The organism is Streptomyces sp. NPDC102406 (genome assembly GCF_044765725.1).
Lineage (GTDB): Bacteria > Actinomycetota > Actinomycetes > Streptomycetales > Streptomycetaceae > Streptomyces.
The window spans coordinates 829,077-842,792 of record NZ_JBIWKP010000002.1 but is presented as its reverse complement, the minus strand read 5'-3'; the positions used below and the strand labels follow the sequence as shown (position 1 = coordinate 842,792).

Genomic DNA, 13,716 nt, shown 5'->3' with positions numbered 1-13,716 from the left:
TTCCGCTCCCGTGTCGACCCGTAGGGATGACTTCGACGCTGCCATTGTCCTTCAACGGGCAGGCCGTGCGGCCGGGTTCCCCTACCGGGTGACGGTTATTCGAGCAGGGTGACCGGATCTCCCACGCGCAGGGTGCCGGGCGCCTCCGGTACGAGGTTCGTACCGAAACAGAGCTGGTCACCGAAGCGGCGATGGCGGGCGAGCGTGCGCAGCGGCTCCTTGCCGCGCTCGGCGGTGACCTGGTCCGTGGTGGTGACCACGCAGCGGCCGCACTTCTTGGTGACGCGGAAGGAGACCTCGCCGATGGCGATGCGCGACCAGTCGTCCTCGGCCCACGGGGCGGTCCCGGAGACGACCACGTTCGGCCGGAAACGGTTCATCGGCAGCGGGCCCTCGTCGGCGTGGTCGCCTTGCGCGATCAGGGAGTTGAGGGCGTCGAGCGAGGAGAGGGTGGTCACGAGGAGCGGGAACGCGTCGGCGAAGCTGACCGTCTCGCCGGGCACGGCGTACTCGGCGGCGAGCGGGCGCGCGGTGGCCGGGGCGTCCAGGTGCAGCATCCGTATGTCGGTGTCCAGGAAGGCGCTCCACCAGGCGTGGGCCGCGGGGGCGGCGAGCACCGCCTCGACCTTGTCCTTCCAGACCTCGATCGTGCTCGTGGCCGCGGTGGCGGGGTCGGGCACCTCGACCGTGAGGGGCTCCCTGCCGGGCGCGGACAGCCGGACGCCGCCGCCGGGCAACGGCTCGGCGGCGGCCTGCGCCAGACGCGGCCGCGTGCGCTGTGTGACGGCCTTGTGCGCGGCGTCGACCAGTACCCAGCGGCGGTCTCCGGAGATCCCCCACGGTTCCACGCTCACCTCACCTGGCGCGTGTCCCCCGACCGCCTTCAGTGGGTATACGTGGATCGAGCTGAGTACGGGTCGCGACATGGGGCCATCCTGCCAGCAGGCACCGACAGCCCCCTGTGCGGGCTCTCAGTAGCCGCGGTACTGCTGGCGGTTGTACGGATCCTCGTACGGAGCCGGGGCGGGCCGGGGCGCGGCCGGGCGCATCGCCTCGTAGCCGGTGCCGGGAGCCGGGCGCTGCGGCTGGGCCTGCGGGGCCGGGTAACCGCGCGGTGCGGCGGCCTGCTGCGGGATGTACGCGGTCTGGGCAGGCTGCATCGGGGCGTGCTGCTGGGCCCCGTAGCCGTACTGCTGCGACGGCGCGGAGGGCAGTGCGGGAAGGGCGGCCGGCAGGGCGGGCAGTTGGCTGCCGGTGTCGTACGCGGGAGAGACCCGGATCGGGGCGATCTGGGGAGTGCCCCGTTCCGCGACGAGGGAGTCGTAGATCGGAGTGTCCGGGAAGGACGGCGCGGAGTAGTAACCGCCGCCATAGGTGGAGCGGGGGGAGGTCATGGCACATAAGTTAAGCCCACGATGTGGTCGTTGGGGAGACCGATAAGAGGGTTCTTTTGCGTGTCGGCAGTGACGGCACGTCCCCAATGTGAGCGAACTTGGCAAAAACGGTCGTCCTGGGGCGTCGAGATCGTGTAAATGCCGTGATCCTCACGGGTTACCGAGGGTCGCCCGACGATCCTCGAACGCGCCTCTGGGGCCCTTCGCCGGCCGGGGAATAGGTTGACGGGGAATCCGGAGATGAACTTTGGGGGCAGACATGACAATGGCTAAGGGTGCGAATGTCGCGGTGCCGGCTCCCGCGGTACGCGTCGAACTGGGGTGGCGTCCAGGGCCCGGTGTCCCCGACGCCGACGCCTCGGCGCTCCTCCTGGTCTCCGGAAAGGTGCGCTCCGACGCGGACTTCGTGTTCTACAACCAGCCCGCGCACGCGTCGGGCGCGGTCCGGCACGAAGGCAAGACCACCACCGGCGGCACCGTCACGGACACCCTCTTCGTCGACCTCGCGCGCGTGGAGGCCGACATCGAGCGGGTGGTCCTCGCCGCGTCCGCGGACGGTGGCACGTTCGGCCGGGTGCCCGGCCTGTACATCCGGGTCGTCGACGCCGCCGCGGGCACCGAACTCGCCCGTTTCGACAGCGCCGACGCGACCGTGGAGACCGCCTTCGTACTGGGTGAGCTCTACCGGCGCCAGGGCGCCTGGAAGTTCCGCGCGGTCGGCCAGGGCTACGACACCGGCCTCGAAGGGCTCGCCACGGACTACGGGATCAGCGTCGACGAACCGCGGCGCACGCCGCCGACCGAGCCCGCCCCGGTGGCAGCGCCGCCCGTGCGCGCCCCCGAACCCGTCCGGCTGACCAAGGTCACGCTCACCAAGTCGGCGCCCACCGTCTCCCTGGCCAAGCAGGGCGGCACGGCAGGCGTGATGCGCGTGAACCTCAACTGGGAGACGCGCAAGCAGTTCAGCGGCTGGGGAAGCAAACGCGGCCGGGCGAGCGCGAACCACCGCGACCTCGACCTCGACCTGTGCGCCCTCTACGAACTCGCCGACGGCCGCAAAGGAGTCGTACAGGCCCTGGGCAACGCCTTCGGGGCGCTGCACCAGCCGCCGTACATCCACCTCGACGGCGACGACCGCAGCGGGACCGTCGCCACCGGCGAGAACATCGGCATCAACCTCGACCACAAGGACGCCTTCCGCCGCATCCTGCTCTTCGTGACGATCTACGAAGGCGCCCGCAGCTTCGCCGACCTGCACGCGACCGTGACCCTGCAACCGCTGAACGGGGCGCCCATCGACTTCTCCCTGGACGAGTGCACGGTCCCCTCCACGGTCTGCGCGCTCGCCCTGCTCACCCACGACGGCGGCGACCTGACCGTCCAGCGCGAGGCCCGCTACCTCGTCCCCGCGCGAGGCGTGAGCCCGCAGCGCACCGTGGACCAGGTCTACGGCTGGGGCATGGACTGGACCCCGGGCCGCAAATAGCCCCGCGCGCCTGCCGGTCCGCTACTGCTCGGGCGCGGCGTCGGGACGGGCGTACGTCCGCCCCTTCCACGCGGCGCCCCGGCCCCTGTAGTGCTGCACCGCCGAGTCCACCGTCATGAGGAGATACAGGAAGGCGGTGAACGGCAGCAGCGGGGCCTGCCACAGAGGCTGCCGGTAGTAGCGCAGCATCGGACCGTACGTCGCCGCCATCACGGCCCAGGCGAGCGCGCCGAGCAGCACGGTCGACGCGCTGCTCGCGGCCAGTCCGACACCGACGGCCAGGGGCGGCACCAGGTAGACCAGCGCGAGACCGAGCACCGTGGCGAGCAGGACCAGCGGGTTGTGCCGCAACTGCGCGTACGCGCTGCGCGACACCATCCGCCACAGGTCGGCGAGGTGCGGATACGGCCGCACGCTGTCGACGTGCTCGGCGAGACCCAGCCAGATGTGGCCGCCCGAGCGCTTCACGGCCCGCGCGAGCGACACGTCGTCGATCACCGCGTGCCGGATGGCGTCCGGGATCCGTGCCCGCTCCGCCGCCTCTGTCCGCAGCAGGACGCAGCCGCCCGCGGCGGCGGCCGTGCGCGACCCCTTCGCGGCGATGCGCCGGAACGGGTAGAGCTGCCCGAAGAAGTAGACGAACGCGGGCACGACCAGCCGCTCCCACAGGCTCGCCACCCGCAGCCGCGCCATCTGCGACACCAGGTCGAAGCCGCCCGCCCGCGCCGCCGCCACCAACTCCCGCAGGCTGTCCGGCGCGTGGGCGATGTCCGCGTCGGTCAGCAGCAGGAACTCCGGGCCACGCGCGCGTGCCAGGCCGATGCCGTGCCGCACCGCCCACAGTTTGCCCGTCCAGCCCGCGGGCGGTTCGCCGGGCGAGGAGACCGTCAGCGCCAGCCCGCCGTGTTGCCGCGCCAGCGCACGGGCCACCTCGCCCGTACCGTCCGTGCTGCCGTCGTCCACGAGGAAGATCTCCGCCCGGCCGGGATAGTCCTGCGCGAGCAGCGACGGCAGGCTGTCCGGCAGTACCGCCGCCTCGTCCCGGGCCGGGACGACGACGCACACGTCGGGCCAGTCCCCGGGCTCCACCGCGCCGCGCGGCGGGAGCCGCAGGTCCGTGCGCCAGAAGAACCCCTGGCAGAACAGCAGCCACAGCCACGCGCCCAGTGAGGCCGCGGTGATCCACACAACGACGTCCATCCGCCGCAGTCTGCCCCACGGACGCGGCCCTGTCGGTGCGATCGTCTATGGTTTCCGGGTGAAGATCGCGCTCATGGACTCGGGAATCGGACTGCTCGCGGCTGCCGTCTCGGTACGGAACCTGCGGCCGGACGCCGATCTCGTGCTCTCCTCCGACCCCGACAGCATGCCCTGGGGTCCGCGCACCCCCGAGGACGTCAGGCAGCGTGCGCTCGCCGCCTGCGAGGCCGCCGCCGCCCACCGGCCGGACGCCCTGATCATCGCCTGCAACACGGCCTCGGTGCACGCCCTGCCTGCCGTGCGCGCCCGGCTCGAACCGGCGATCCCCGTCATCGGCACCGTCCCCGCGATCAAGCCGGCCGCGGCGGGCGGCGGCCCCATCGCGATCTGGGCCACCCCCGCCACCACGGGCAGCCCGTACCAGCGCGGGCTGATCCGCGATTTCGCCGGGGGCGTCGAGGTCACCGAGGTGCCCTGCCCGGGCCTCGCCGACGCGGTGCAGTGGGCCGACGAGGACGGCATCGACCGGGCCGTCGCGGCCGCCGCCGCCCTCACGCCGCGCGACGTCAGGGCGGTCGTCCTGGGCTGCACCCATTACGAACTGGTCGCGGAGCGCATCCGCGCCGCGGTGCAGCGGCCCGGCGCCGCCCCGCTCGTGCTGCACAGCAGCGCCGGGGCCGTCGCCGCGCAGGCGCTGCGCAGGATCGGCGAGCGGCCCCCGGCCGAACCGGGCGCCCAGGGCACCCTCACCGTCATCCTCAGTGGCCGCACCGAACCCCTCCCGCCCGCGGCTCTCACGTACGCGGAAGGCCGCTCGCTCCAGGCCCTCAGCCACGCCGGCTGAGCGGGGCCTCCGTCCGAGGTGGTTACGCTCCGCGATGCGGTGCCTTCGCGGCGGAACCTGAGTACGCTCGTGTGCATGAGGGAACACGCCGCCGAAGAGCACCCCGGGCGACGCACTTCCGCCCACGCGAGCGACATCTGGACCGGTCGCGCACGCAACCGCGTGCAGTGGCTCCTGGCCCTGGGCGGCTTCGCCTGCCTGGCCCTCGGCATCGAACTGGCCGTCGTGAGCTCCTGGGCGACGAGCATCGCCGCCCTGGCCATGTCCGTGGTCGGGCTCATCGCCGCCGGGCTGCTGATCCTGTTCGGAACCCTCGCGTTCCTGCACGTCGCCGTGAAGGTCGACAAGGACCACCTGGAGGTGCGCTGCGGCCATGTCGGCCTGCCGCGCCGCCGCATCCCCCTGGCCCATGTCGTCGACGCGGACTTCGCCCCGAGCGTCACCCCGCGCCAGTGGGGTGGCTGGGGCTACCGCTGGCGCCCCGAGATCGGCACGGCCGTCGTCGTGCGCCGCGGCGAGGGCCTGGTGCTGCGCCTGGGCGACGGCCGCAAGTTCACGGTGACCGTGGACGACGCGGAGAGCGCCGTGCGGCACATCCGGGACCGCATCAAGAAGGCCGCGGGCCCTCTTCTGTGACCGTGCCGGGCATGCTCACCCGTGGCCGCCCCGGACGTCCGCCGGGGCGGCCACGTCGTGCGGCGGGGCGTCGGTGAGCGGTTCGGCCGTGGCGATGCCCGCGAGCAGGCCCACGCCCGCGGTCACGGTCGTGAAACTGAGCGCGTTGCCGACCGACGCCATCGCGGCCACCGCCGTCAGCGCCGCCCCCGCGGCCAGGACCACCGGGGTCGGCCGCGCCGAGCACCACAGCGCGTACAGCACCCACCCGTAGGCCGCCGCCAGCAACACCGCCCCGACGATGCCCTGCTCGGCGGCCACCTGAAGGAGCGCCGCGTGCGGTTTGCCGTCGGGCGGCGTTGACGGGGGCAGCGCCCGGCTCAGCTCCTCGAACCGGCCGGGACCGACACCGAGCAGGGGCTCGGACTCCGCCAGGCGCAGCGCGTCGCGCCACAGCAGGACGCGGTGCGGGGTGAGCCGGTCCGCCAGCGTCGTCGCCGGTCCGGACGGCAGGAGGCCCTTCGCCAGGGCCGCGCCGAGCGCGGCCACCAGAGCCGTCACCAGGCCGAAACCCACGAGCCCGGCCGGTCTGCGCCGCGCCCCGGCCGCCGCCAGCGAGCACAGGACGATGCCGCCGCAGGCCACCGTCCCGGCCCCCGAGCCGACGACCGCGGCCGGTACCGCCGTCCCGGCCGCCGCCACGTGCCAGGCGATCCGCGGCGCCCGGTGCCGCGCCGACCACGCCGCGCAGCACAGCGCTCCCGCCGACAGGGCGAACAGCGCGGCCGTGGCACCGGCGTGCCCGAGCGGGGCCGTCGTCTCCGGCGCGGGGACGCCGTGCGGGTCCACCGCGACCAGGCACAGCCCGCCTATCCCGGCGGCGGCCGACGCGGCCACGGGGACGAGCGCCCCGCCGATCCGGCCGCACGCGTACCCCGCGGCGACGGCGAGGACCGCGAGCAGGGTGCCCTCGGGCCGGCCCCCTCGCGCGGTCGCCGTCACCAGGGACCACACCGCGCAGCCGCCGAGGACCGTGAGGCCCGCCGCGTCACCGAATCCGTGCCGCCGGGCCATGCCGCGACCGGCGCCCGCGGACCACCCCGTAGCTTCCACCCGTCGCCCCCCGACCATGACGGGCCCCGCACGTACGGGCCGGATCCGGCCGGTACGTCGGGGACTCGGGCACACGGTAACGGCTGGTGCGGGTCCGCGCGCTGGAGTTGCGCAGGAACGTTTCTCGGGCGCCCCGGCGGTGACCGCCCGCCCACCGGGGCCGAGTGGGCGACGCCGGCCCCGCCGACCGGCATGTCCCCTGGACAGCGACCCGCCGTACACTCCCCGGGTGACCGCCACCGCACCTCCCGTCGCCCCCTCGGACGAGCCCGCCGCGCAGCCCGCTCTCCCCTCCCACCTGCGACGGCTCGTGCCCGTCGGTCTCGCGGCGCTCGCCGGGCTGCTGCTCTACGCGAGCTTCCCGCCGCGCGAACTGCCCTGGCTGGCGCCCCTGTCGTTCGCGCTCCTCGGGGTCGCCGTGCACGGACGACGGCTGCGGGCGGGTTTCGGCCTCGGGCTCGTCTTCGGCCTGGCCTACCTGGTGCCGCTGCTCTCGTGGACGGGCGTCGACGTCGGCCCGCTGCCGTGGCTGGCGCTCGCCGTCGCCGAGGCGCTGATCCTGTCCCTGGCCGGCCTGGGCATCTCGTACGTGTCGCGGCTTCCGCTGTGGCCGCTGTGGGCGAGCGGCGTCTGGATCGCCGACGAAGCGCTGCGCGCCCGCTTCCCGTTCGGCGGCTTCCCCTGGGGCAAGGTCGCCTTCGGGCAGCCCAGCGGTGTGTTCCTGCCGCTCGCCTCGCTGGGCGGCACCCCACTGCTCGGCTTCGCCGTGGTGCTGTGCGGCTTCGGACTCGCCGCGCTCGTCCTGCGCGTCGCCACCCTTCGCCGCTCCGGCGCCGACGGCGTCCGCACAGCGCGTGACCGCACCGTCGTCGCCGCTGCCGCCCTCACCGTCGCGCCCGTGCTCGCCGGAGCCGCGGTCATGCCCTTCGTGTCGAACGCGGCGCAGGACGGCACCGCGCGCGTGGCACTCATCCAGGGCAACGTGCCGCGCATGGGCCTCGACTTCAACGCGCAGCGCCGCGCCGTGCTCGACCACCACGTGCGCGAGACGCTGAAGCTGGCGGCGAGGATCCGATCCGGCGAGGTGAAGCGACCCGACCTCGTCCTGTGGCCGGAGAACTCCTCCGACATCGACCCGTACGTCAACCAGGACGCCTACGACGAGATCACCCGGGCCGCCCGGGCGGTCGGGGCGCCGATCTCGGTGGGCGCCGTCGTCACCGCGAAGGACGGCTCGGTGCGCAACCGGCTGATCCTGTGGGACCCGAGGACGGGCCCGGGCGCGACGTACGACAAGCGGCATCTGCAACCGTTCGGCGAGTACATGCCCTACCGCGGCTTCTTCCGGATCTTCAGCAAGGAGGTGGACCGCGCCGGGGACTTCGTGCCCGGCGACAAGGCCGTCGCCTTCGACATGGCGGGGACGAAGATCGGCAACGTCACCTGTTACGAGGCCGCGTTCGACGACGTGGTCCGCGACCAGGTCCGCGAAGGCGCGCAGATCCTCTCCGTGCCCAGCAACAACGCCACGTTCGAGCGCAGCCAGATGACCCACCAGCAGCTCGCCATGGACCGGGTACGCGCCGTCGAGCACGGCCGGGCCGTGATGGTCCCGGTCACCAGCGGCATCAGCGCGGTGATCCGGCCCGACGGGTCCGTGGCGCAGCACACCGGCATGTTCGAGGCCGACACCCTGCTCGCCGACGTCCCGAGGCGCACCTCCCGGACCGTCGCCACACGCGCGGGAATCTGGCCCGAGGCGCTCCTCGTCGCCATCGGCGTCGGCGGCCTCGCCTGGGCCGTCGCGCGCTCCCGGCGGCGCACGAGCGACTAGGTCGCCGGGCGGAGAGAAGGCCCGGTTAGGGTCGTGGGTATGGCGACTCCAGAGTTCATCCGCACGATCCGCGCCCGCGCCGGCCACCAACTGCTCTACCTGCCGGGCGTCACCGCCGTCGTCCTCGACGGCGAGGGGCAGGTGCTCCTCGGCCGCCGCAGCGACACAGGCAAATGGGAACTGCCCGCCGGGATCGCCGAGCCCGGCGAACAGCCCGCGGACGTCGCGACGCGCGAGGTGCTGGAGGAGACGGGCGTCGAGTGCGTCGCCGAGCGCGTCGTGCTCGTGGAGGCGCTGGAGCCCCTGACCTATCCCAACGGCGACGAGTGCGCCTTCATGGACACGACCTTCCGCTGCCGGGCCACCGGCGGCGAGGCCCGCGTCAACGACGACGAGTCCCTGGAGGTCGCCTGGTTCCCGCTGGACGCCCTGCCGCCGCTCGGCGAGCACGCGCTGCTGCGCATCAAGCAGGCGCAGTCCGAGGGACCGACGTGGTTCCGGACCACGACCGAGCACTGAAGTATGGGTGCCGCCCACATCGGGCGGCGTCGGCGGGGTGCCTAGGGTGCGGAGCATGACCCCGCGCACCCCTCACGCCGTACTCCCCACCGCACCGCTCGACCTCGGCGGACGCACCGCGCTCGTCACCGGCGCCGCCGGCGGCATCGGCCGGGCCTGCGCCCTGCGGCTCGCCGCCGCGGGCGCCAAGGTCAGAGCGGTGGACCGGGACCGGGACGGCCTCGACGCGCTGGCCGAGCGGACCGACGGCATCGAGCCCTACGTCCTCGACCTCACCGATCTCGACGCCGCCGAGGCCGCCGCCGCGGGCGCCGACGTCCTCGTCAACAACGCGGGGCTGCAACTGGTGCGCCCCATCGAACAGTTCCCGCCCGACGTCTTCCACACGGTCCTCACCGTGATGCTGGAGGCACCGTTCCGGCTGATCCGCGGCGCGCTGCCGCACATGTACGAACAGGGCTGGGGCCGCATCGTGAACGTGTCGTCGGTGCACGGCCTGCGCGCCTCCCCGTTCAAGTCCGCGTACGTCGCGGCCAAGCACGGCCTCGAAGGACTGTCGAAGACCGCGGCGCTGGAAGGCGCCCCGCACGGAGTCACCTCGAACTGCGTCAACCCGGCCTATGTGCGCACACCGCTCGTCGAGCGGCAGATCGCCGACCAGGCCGCCGCGCACGGGGTCCCCGAGGAGCACGTGGTGCGCGAGGTGCTGCTGCGGGACAGCGCCCTCAAGCGGCTCATCGAACCGGACGAGGTCGCCGAGGCGGTGGCGTACCTGTGCACGCCGCAGGCCTCGTTCATGACCGGTACGTCGCTGTCGCTCGACGGCGGCTGGACCGCTCACTGACCGCGGGTGATCCTGTTGGGCATGGAGCAGCACCCACCGCACCCGGCCACCGACGGAGCGCAGGCCCCCTTCCTGGAACTGCTCGCCAGGGGCGCCTCCGCCGACGCCTACGAACAGCCGGTGCTGCTCGCGCGCGCCGAGGGAGCGACGCCCGCGCGCGTCGCGGCGCTGGAGGACGCCAAACGCCTCGCGCTCGCGGTGCGCGAGGAGATGGAGGGCCGACGGCGGCGCGAGGCCGAACTGTCGGCCCTCTTCGAGACGGCCCACGACCTCGCGGGGCTGCGCGACCTCGACGCGGTCCTCCAGGCCATCGTCCAGCGCGCCCGATCACTGCTCGGCACCGACGTGGCCTACCTGACGCTGAACGACCCGGTCCGCGGCGACACGTACATGCGGGTCACCGAGGGCTCCGTCGCGGCCCGCTTCCAGCAACTGCGCCTCGGCATGGGGGAGGGGCTCGGCGGCCTCGTCGCCCAGACCGCCCGGCCGTACGTCACCGCCAACTACGGGCAGGACGTGCGCTTCCAGCACACCCGCACCATCGACGCGGGAGTCCAGGACGAGGGCCTCGTCGCCATCCTCGGGGTGCCGCTCAGCCTGGGGCCGCACGTGATCGGGGTGCTGTTCGCCGCCGACCGGCGCGACCGCGTCTTCGAGCGCGAACAGATCGCGCTGCTCGGCTCGTTCGCTGCGCTCGCCGCCGCGGCCATCGACACCGCGAACCTGCTCACGGAGACCCGGGAGGCGCTGGCCGGGCTCGAGCGGGCCAACGAGATCATCCGCGACCGCAGCGGTGTCATCGAGCGGGCCTCCGACGTCCACGACCGGCTCGCCGAGCTGGTCCTGCGCGGGGGCGGCGTGCACGATGTCGCCGCCGCCGTCTCCCAGGTGCTCGACAGCACCGTCCACTTCGCCGACACGGACACCGCCCCGGCCGAGGCCGTCGAGGTCTCCCGCACCGAGGGGCACGCGGTGCGCCGCGGGGAGGACTGGGTCGCCGCGGTCGCCGCGGGCGGGGAACTCCTGGGAGCCCTGGTGCTGCGCGGCCACCCGGGCCTCGACCCCGTCGACCAGCGCACCCTGGAACGCGCCGCCATGGTCACCTCGCTGCTGCTGCTGGCCAGACGCTCCGCCTCCGAGGCCGAACAGCGGGTCAGGGGCGAGCTGTTGGACGACCTGCTCGACGCCCGCGACCGCGACCCGCGGCTGCTGCGGGAACGCGCCGCACGCCTCCACGCCGACCTGGACGCCACCCACGTCGTGCTCGCGGCCCGGCTGGAGACGGCCGGGGCCGACGCCGAACAGGTGGCCGCCGCGCGCCGCCGCCTGTGGTCGGCCGCCGACCACCTCGCGGCGACCCGGCACGGACTGGCCGCGGCCCGCGACGGCGGTACGGTCCTGCTCCTGCCGCTGCGCGCCGACGCCACCGCCTCCGGGGTCGCCGCGCACGTGGCCAAGCGGCTCTCCGCGGCGACCCACGAGAGGGTCACCGTGGGCGCCTCCGCCCCCGTCGCGGACCTGGCCACCCGGGCCGGCGCCGCCGCCGTCGCCTACGCCGAGGCCCAGCGCTGCCTGGACGCCCTGCGCCTGCTCGGCAGAGCCGGTGAGGGCGCCGCGGCCGAGGACTTCGGGTTCCTCGGGCTCTTGCTCGCCGACAGCCGCGACATCGGCGGGTTCGTCACCCGGACCATCGGCGAGGTCGTCACGTACGACGAGCGCAGAGGGACCGACCTCGTACGGACCCTCGACGCCTACTTCGCGTGCGGCATGAGCCCGGCCCGCACGAAGGACGCGCTGCACGTGCACGTGAACACTGTCGCCCAGCGCCTGGAACGGATAGGGCGGCTGCTCGGCCCCGACTGGCAGGAACCCGCGCGCACCCTGGAGATCCAACTGGCCCTCAGGCTGCACCGGTTGGCGGGTCCGGCGCTGCGCTGACCGGCCCCGTGCACGGTGGATGTACGGGGCCGGAGTGCATCCGGGCGGGGCGCGTCAGAGGCTGTGGGCGTCGGCACGGAGGCCGGCGGGCGCCTCGCCCGTACGGTCCTGCGGCTCGACGGCGTCGAGGTCGCGGTGGCGGGTCTCCTTCGCGAGGCCGACGGCGAGCAGGGTCACCAGCGCGGCGGCGATCACGTACAGCGCGATCGGCGTGGAACTGTCGTAGTCCGCGAGCAGGGCCGTCGCGATGAGCGGGGCCGGCGCGCCCGCCGCGACCGAGGCGAACTGCGCACCGATCGAGGCGCCCGAGTACCGCATCCGCGTCGTGAACATCTCGGAGAAGAAGGCGGCCTGCGGGGCGTACATGGCGCCGTGCAGCACCAGTCCGACGGTGACCGCGAGGATCAGGCCGCCGAAGTTCCCGGTGTCGACGAGGGAGAAGAACGGGAACATCCACAGGCCGACGCCCGCCGCGCCCAGCAGGTACACCGGGCGCCTGCCGACCCGGTCGGACAGGGCGCCCCAGAGCGGGATGACCGCGAAGTGCACGGCGGACGCGATGAGCACGGCGTTCAGCGCGGTCTGTTTGGAGACACCGGCCGACGTGGTGGCGTACACGAGGATGAAGGCGGTGATGACGTAGTAGCTGATGTTCTCGGCCATACGGGCGCCGATGGCGACGAGGACGTCACGCCAGTGGTGCCGCAGGACCGCGACCAGCGGCATCTTCTCGACCGCCCCGCCCGCCTGTGCCTTGCGCGCCTCGGCCCGGGCCAACGCCTGCTTGAAGACCGGCGATTCATCGACAGAGAGACGAATCCACAGACCGACCATCACCAGGACACCGGAGAGGAGGAACGGCACGCGCCAGCCCCACGAGGTGAACTGCGCGTCCGAGAGCAGCGCCGTCAGGGCCGACAGCACACCGGTCGCGAGGAGCTGGCCCGCGGGCGCGCCGGTCTGCGGCCACGAAGCCCAAAAACCCCGGCGCTCGGCGTCCCCGTGCTCGGAGACCAACAGCACGGCCCCACCCCACTCGCCGCCGAGGGCGAAACCCTGGACGAGACGCAGCACGGTCAGCAGCACCGGCGCGGCGGCGCCGACGGTGGCGTAGGTGGGCAGCAGACCGATCGCGAACGTGGCGCCACCCATCATGAGCAGGCTCAGCACCAGCAGCTTCTTGCGTCCGAGGCGGTCGCCGTAGTGCCCGAAGACGAGCGCGCCGAGCGGCCGGGCGGCGAAACCGACGGCGTAGGTCAGGAAGGACAGCAGGGTGCCGACGAGCGGATCGGACCCGGGGAAGAACAGCTTGTTGAACACCAGCGCGGCGGCGGAACCGTACAGGAAGAAGTCGTACCACTCGATGGTGGTGCCGATGAGACTCGCCGCGACGATGCGCTTGAGGCTGGCGGCGGTCGGCGGAGCGCTTGCTGCGGAGGCCATGTGCACCACTTCCAGGCGGGGACGGGGACGTCTAGTTGCTGGCACAAGGTAGGAACACGCAGGTCAGCGGCGTATGTGGTGGGACACCATACTTTTGGGGCGGGGTGTGGCGGTCAGGTGGTCCAGGCCGCAGCCCGAGCGTGTGCGGCCCCGCGGCGCGGCCTGCGGACCGCTGTGCGGCCTGCCCCAATTGCGATGAATGGGCGTGAGGGTGCTGACTACGGAGCGTTGCCCCGGCCGAGTCGAGCGGCTTGCCCGCAGGCTTGACGTGCTGAGCTGGTCCGTGCGGCCGGAAGGGTCGCGGCCGTTCTTGTCCAGTGGGTTGTTGCCGAAGGCGGAGTGGAACTGCGTCGCGCGGTCACCTGACGGGTTCGTACCGGCGCGTCGAGCTCCGCCAGGGTTTCCGCTTGGTACACGCTGCGGCATACGTGTGTGAGGGGGGCTTGACAGGACTCTGCGTGGCACCGCTGCACGGCCAGGCCGCGG

At 73.4% G+C, this 13,716-nt stretch carries 12 protein-coding genes; 7 read left to right on the top strand and 5 right to left on the bottom strand.

The features are described 5' to 3' along the window. Positions 1 to 95: 95 nt before the first annotated feature. Positions 96 to 926: an MOSC domain-containing protein gene (locus ACIRF8_RS12440; protein ID WP_404213771.1), complete on the bottom strand. Its 831-nt coding sequence runs from the start codon at positions 924 to 926 to the stop codon at positions 96 to 98. A gap of 45 nt (positions 927 to 971) precedes the next feature. After that, positions 972 to 1,394, bottom strand: a complete 423-nt coding sequence (locus ACIRF8_RS12435) for a DUF6643 family protein (protein ID WP_404213770.1) — start codon at positions 1,392 to 1,394, stop codon at positions 972 to 974. A 265-nt stretch (positions 1,395 to 1,659) separates the two neighbouring features. Between ACIRF8_RS12435 and ACIRF8_RS12430 the strand changes: the two genes are divergently transcribed. After that, entirely contained in the window at positions 1,660 to 2,880 is a 1,221-nt protein-coding gene (locus ACIRF8_RS12430) for a TerD family protein (protein WP_404214267.1), read from the top strand. A gap of 21 nt (positions 2,881 to 2,901) precedes the next feature. Here ACIRF8_RS12430 and ACIRF8_RS12425 read toward each other — a convergent pair whose 3' ends face one another. Then, complete coding sequence (locus tag ACIRF8_RS12425; protein ID WP_404213768.1) at positions 2,902 to 4,080, bottom strand: glycosyltransferase; 1,179 nt, start codon at positions 4,078 to 4,080, stop codon at positions 2,902 to 2,904. 58 nt (positions 4,081 to 4,138) lie between these two features. Here ACIRF8_RS12425 and ACIRF8_RS12420 point away from each other — a divergent pair, with 58 nt between their 5' ends. Then, positions 4,139 to 4,924: a glutamate racemase gene (locus tag ACIRF8_RS12420; RefSeq protein ID WP_404213766.1), complete on the top strand. Its 786-nt coding sequence runs from the start codon at positions 4,139 to 4,141 to the stop codon at positions 4,922 to 4,924. A 75-nt stretch (positions 4,925 to 4,999) separates the two neighbouring features. Next, the gene (locus tag ACIRF8_RS12415; RefSeq protein WP_404213764.1) at positions 5,000 to 5,560 is read left to right on the top strand and encodes a hypothetical protein; all 561 of its coding nucleotides are present in this window, start codon (positions 5,000 to 5,002) and stop codon (positions 5,558 to 5,560) included. A gap of 15 nt (positions 5,561 to 5,575) precedes the next feature. Here ACIRF8_RS12415 and ACIRF8_RS12410 read toward each other — a convergent pair whose 3' ends face one another. Further along, positions 5,576 to 6,652, bottom strand: coding sequence for an O-antigen ligase family protein (locus tag ACIRF8_RS12410; RefSeq protein ID WP_404213762.1), 1,077 nt, complete (start codon positions 6,650 to 6,652; stop codon positions 5,576 to 5,578). A 229-nt stretch (positions 6,653 to 6,881) separates the two neighbouring features. Here ACIRF8_RS12410 and lnt point away from each other — a divergent pair, with 229 nt between their 5' ends. From lnt to ACIRF8_RS12390, 4 genes are read left to right on the top strand one after another with little or no spacing between them, the layout of a single operon-like run. Next, a complete protein-coding gene (lnt, locus tag ACIRF8_RS12405) occupies positions 6,882 to 8,486 on the top strand; it encodes an apolipoprotein N-acyltransferase (RefSeq protein ID WP_404213761.1) in 1,605 nt (534 codons plus the stop codon). A gap of 39 nt (positions 8,487 to 8,525) precedes the next feature. Next, positions 8,526 to 9,005 carry an NUDIX hydrolase gene (locus ACIRF8_RS12400; RefSeq protein WP_404213759.1) on the top strand — a complete coding sequence of 160 codons (480 nt, stop codon included), beginning with the start codon at positions 8,526 to 8,528 and terminating at the stop codon, positions 9,003 to 9,005. 55 nt (positions 9,006 to 9,060) lie between these two features. Then, complete coding sequence (locus ACIRF8_RS12395; RefSeq protein WP_404213757.1) at positions 9,061 to 9,849, top strand: 3-hydroxybutyrate dehydrogenase; 789 nt, start codon at positions 9,061 to 9,063, stop codon at positions 9,847 to 9,849. A gap of 21 nt (positions 9,850 to 9,870) precedes the next feature. After that, the gene (locus ACIRF8_RS12390) at positions 9,871 to 11,787 is read left to right on the top strand and encodes a helix-turn-helix domain-containing protein (RefSeq protein WP_404213755.1); all 1,917 of its coding nucleotides are present in this window, start codon (positions 9,871 to 9,873) and stop codon (positions 11,785 to 11,787) included. Positions 11,788 to 11,841: 54 nt separating this feature from the next. On the opposite strand, the gene ACIRF8_RS12385 is transcribed toward ACIRF8_RS12390, so the two are convergent. Next, on the bottom strand, positions 11,842 to 13,230 hold the full coding sequence (locus ACIRF8_RS12385; protein ID WP_404213753.1) for an MFS transporter: 1,389 nt from the start codon (positions 13,228 to 13,230) through the stop codon (positions 11,842 to 11,844). Positions 13,231 to 13,716: the final 486 nt, after the last annotated feature.

Bases quoted from the DNA above. Each gene is read 5' to 3' on its own strand.
- ACIRF8_RS12430 (WP_404214267.1), top strand. From the start codon at position 1,660: ATGGCTAAGGGTGCGAATGTCGCGGTGCCGGCTCCCGCGGTACGCGTC.
- ACIRF8_RS12385 (WP_404213753.1), bottom strand. From the start codon at position 13,230: ATGGCCTCCGCAGCAAGCGCTCCGCCGACCGCCGCCAGCCTCAAGCGC.
- ACIRF8_RS12395 (WP_404213757.1), top strand. From the start codon at position 9,061: ATGACCCCGCGCACCCCTCACGCCGTACTCCCCACCGCACCGCTCGAC.
- ACIRF8_RS12415 (WP_404213764.1), top strand. From the start codon at position 5,000: ATGAGGGAACACGCCGCCGAAGAGCACCCCGGGCGACGCACTTCCGCC.
- ACIRF8_RS12440 (WP_404213771.1), bottom strand. From the start codon at position 926: ATGTCGCGACCCGTACTCAGCTCGATCCACGTATACCCACTGAAGGCG.
- ACIRF8_RS12435 (WP_404213770.1), bottom strand. From the start codon at position 1,394: ATGACCTCCCCCCGCTCCACCTATGGCGGCGGTTACTACTCCGCGCCG.
- ACIRF8_RS12400 (WP_404213759.1), top strand. From the start codon at position 8,526: ATGGCGACTCCAGAGTTCATCCGCACGATCCGCGCCCGCGCCGGCCAC.
- ACIRF8_RS12390 (WP_404213755.1), top strand. From the start codon at position 9,871: ATGGAGCAGCACCCACCGCACCCGGCCACCGACGGAGCGCAGGCCCCC.
- ACIRF8_RS12425 (WP_404213768.1), bottom strand. From the start codon at position 4,080: ATGGACGTCGTTGTGTGGATCACCGCGGCCTCACTGGGCGCGTGGCTG.